Source organism: Mesorhizobium sp. M0437 (genome assembly GCF_040321335.1).
Taxonomy (GTDB): Bacteria; Pseudomonadota; Alphaproteobacteria; order Rhizobiales; family Rhizobiaceae; genus Mesorhizobium.
The window spans coordinates 1-3,437 of record NZ_JAMYRK010000154.1 but is presented as its reverse complement, the minus strand read 5'-3'; the positions used below and the strand labels follow the sequence as shown (position 1 = coordinate 3,437).

Sequence of the window (3,437 nt, the reverse complement as noted above, 5' to 3'; positions counted from 1 at the left end):
CCACGGGCGCCGCCGCCCCCGCCCCGCCCAAGACCGCCAACCTCATCGCGTGAGGTAAACGCGCGGCCTGGCGGCGCCCGCCGCGCTTAAATCCGGGGGGGGCGACGTATGCGTTAGGCGGTTCCTCGGCGTCGTCGCTCAGCAGGAACCCGCCGTGCCGTCGAGGCGGGGGCCTCACAGGCAGTTTCAATGCGAACAATCAGCAGACTTTTTGATTCCCATGACCAGGCGGCGCGAGCCGTCGAAGCTCTTCAGGCGGCAGGAATTGCGCGCCACCAGATCAGTATCATCGGACCCTACGACGACGAAATCGGCGCCGTCTTGCGCGGTCCAGGCACCGGTGCCGCCCTTGGCGCGGCGGGTTTGTTGGCCGGCCTCGGCGCCTTCGATATCCCCGGCATCGATCCCCTCGGCGCGGGATGGCTGGCATCGGCCCTCGTCGGTGCAGCCTTGGGCTGCGTTGCCGGCAGACTTTTCGGCGCATTGTCCGATATCGGCAAGCAGCCAGGCAAGCCAGATGCCGCACAAGGTGTGATCCTGGTGCTGGCGCATGTCGATGAAAGGCAGGCAGACAGCGCACAGGCGGTGCTTGGGGCTTCCGTTCAGGCAACGCAGTCTTTGGCCAGGGCGGCATGAAGGTTCAGCTCGGGCAAGGCGCTTGACCAGGCCGCGCAGCGGGGCGGCGATCCAAGCGCGAATTCAAAAATCTCTGGCAAGCCGCCGCCAGAAAGTGTTGAACACCGTGCCGATCACATTCGGCGAGCGGTTGCGCTCGGCGAGGCTTGATGATTTGCTGTCGGTTTGCGGAGAACGAATAATGCATGAGCCTGTCGGTCAAGACGAATATGGGTCGACCAGCCCGTTCGATCCGGACGATCTGTCGAGGTTGAACGCAATCGGCCCGAGCGCCGGCAGCAACGATTTCGAGAAATACGCGGTCGCCGTGATCATCGTGTTCGGCGCCCTGATCATCGGTGGCCTGATGGCTGCCGGCTTGAGCTTCGGGCGCCGCAGCACCTTCTTTTTCGCGCTTGGTGGCGCCACCGCGGCATGGATATCCGGCAATGCGCTTCTGCTCGACCGGCCACGCATCTACGCCCTGTTCGTCGGCATCGCGGCGCTGATGCTGATAGCGTCCACGATCGCGCTGGTCACCTGATTCAGAGCGAAATCTTATTGTTGACCATGATCTTATCCGAAAAACCGATTCCCACTTTTGGGGTCTAATACCCGATAGCCTTGCCGGCTGCGGCGCGGCTGTCGATGGCGCCATTGTAGCGGGCGCCGCCACCCTTCTCGATTTCCGCCAGGCTCTTGCCGCCGACCAGGATGCCGGCCGCCTGGCCCCAGGTCGTGTCGGCAAGATCGAGGCGGTAGCCCATGCCGGTAAGCAGCTTTTCGGTATCGGGCGACAGGCCGAAAGGTTCGATATAGACCGTGTCGGGCAACCATTGGTGATGGATGCGCGGTGCGTCGATGGCCTCCTCGATGTTCATACCGTGGTCGACGACGTTGACGATCGCCTCCAGCGTGATGGTGATGATGCGTGAACCGCCGGGGCTGCCGATGACCATGAACGGCTTGCCGTCTTTGGCGAGGATGGTCGGGCTCATCGACGACAGCGGCGTCTTTTTCGGCGCAATCGCATTCGCCTCGCCCTGGACGAGGCCATAGAGATTGGGCACGCCGGGTTTCTGGGTGAAATCGTCCATCTCGTTGTTGAGCAGGATGCCGGTGCCGGCGGCGACAACGCCGGCGCCGAAAGAGCCGTTCAGCGTGTAGGTTACCGCGACGGCATTGCCATCATTGTCGATGATCGAAAAATGCGTCGTCTCTTTGCTCTCGCCAAAACCCTTCGGCATCAATTCCTGCGAGACGCCGGCCCGGAACGGATCGATCTTTTCACGAATTTCCCTGGCGTAATTCTTGTCGAGCAGTTTTGCGACCGGATTGTCGATGAAGCCGGGATCGCCGAGCGCCGAATTGCGGTCGACATAGGCGTGGCGCATCGCCTCGACCATGACGTGAACCGTCTCGGCCGAACCGGCGCCGAGATAGGACAGCGGATAGAACTCAAGCACGTTGAGGATCTCGCAGATGATGACGCCGCCGGAGCTCGGCGGCGGCGAGGAAATGATCTCGTAGCCGCGATAATTGCAGGTCACCGGCTTGAGCTCGCGCACCGCATAGCTTTCGAAATCAGCCCTGGCCAGAATGCCGCCCTTCTCGCCACTCGCCTTGACGATGGCGTCGGCGGTCGCGCCTTTGTAGAAGGCATCCGCCCCGCGGTCGGAAATGGCGGCCAGCGAAGCCGCGAGATCGGGCTGAACAAGCCGCTCGCCGACAGCATAGGGCTTGCCGTCCGGCTTGAGGAAAATGGCCGCCGCCGCTGGGTCCCTTGCCAACCGCTCGGCGCCGCCCTGGAGCGAGGCCGCATCGCCCTGCTCCAGCACGAAGCCTTCCTTGGCAAAGCGGATGGCCGGCGCCAGCAAGCCCTGCCGCGACAGCGTGCCGTATTTCTCCCGCGCCATCTCGAAACCAGCGACCGAGCCCGGCACGCCGACCGCCAGATAGCCGTCGAGACTGGCGCCTTTTACCGGCTTGCCGTCCTTGTCGAGATACATGGTTTTGGTCGCGGCCAGCGGCGCGCGCTCGCGAAAATCGAGGAAGGTCGAGCGGCCGTCCTTGAAGCGGATGGTCATGAAGCCGCCACCGCCGATATTGCCGGCGGTCGGATAGACCACGGCCAGCGCATAGCCGACGGCGACCGCGGCATCGACCGCGTTGCCGCCCTGCTTCAGCACCTCGACGCCGACCTCAGACGCAAGATGCTGGGCGGTCACCACCATGCCGTGCTCGCCCTTCGCCGGCTGCGGCGAGGCGGCAAGGGCAAGGAACGGGATAAAGGCCAAGGTGAGGGAGAGGCTGACGGCGATCAGCGTCCGGCGGAAATTGTGCATGGCCGTTCTCCGAGGCTTGGGGTGGGCCTAGGAAAGCGGTTTGGGGAGGTCGAGTCTACTGCGAAGATCGAAAGAATCGGGAGGGTTCGCACGCCTGTGCCGGTTCGCCTCGCAACCGCCGTTGCAATCTTCGGCGACTGCAACGGCATGGATCCTAGGGTCTCCGCTGCGTCGCGGAGACCCTAGGATCCATGCCGTAACTGCTGAGCGCCGCAGCGTTGGTAGCAAGGCCACGCTTCATCGCGGCTCCCAGAATTTTTCAGTTACACAGCAACTTTGTTCTTGCTTTGTGCCGGCAGCTATGCTACTAGTTTGGATATGGTGCTAATTGGCTCCAACGACCCGCCCTTCGTGGCGGGTTTTCATTTTCAGCCAATATCAGACAATCCCGCCGCCGACGCTCGCCACCGCCGGCCGTTCGGCTGCGACCTTCGCCCGGTAGCCGGCGGCGCGGTAGGCGGCGACCGGATCGATGGC

At 63.4% G+C, this 3,437-nt stretch carries 3 protein-coding genes; 2 read left to right on the top strand and 1 reads right to left on the bottom strand.

Annotated elements, in window-relative coordinates; translation table 11 throughout:
- Nucleotides 1-189 precede the first annotated feature (189 nt).
- Nucleotides 190-636, top strand: a complete 447-nt coding sequence (locus tag NKI72_RS34365; protein WP_352541327.1) for a hypothetical protein — start codon at nucleotides 190-192, stop codon at nucleotides 634-636.
- 181 nt (nucleotides 637-817) lie between these two features.
- Complete coding sequence (locus tag NKI72_RS34360; RefSeq protein ID WP_292663955.1) at nucleotides 818-1,159, top strand: hypothetical protein; 342 nt, start codon at nucleotides 818-820, stop codon at nucleotides 1,157-1,159.
- A 64-nt stretch (nucleotides 1,160-1,223) separates the two neighbouring features.
- Here the strand turns inward: NKI72_RS34360 and ggt are convergent, their stop codons facing one another.
- Nucleotides 1,224-2,960: a gamma-glutamyltransferase gene (gene ggt / locus NKI72_RS34355; RefSeq protein WP_352852159.1), complete on the bottom strand. Its 1,737-nt coding sequence runs from the start codon at nucleotides 2,958-2,960 to the stop codon at nucleotides 1,224-1,226.
- Nucleotides 2,961-3,437: the final 477 nt, after the last annotated feature.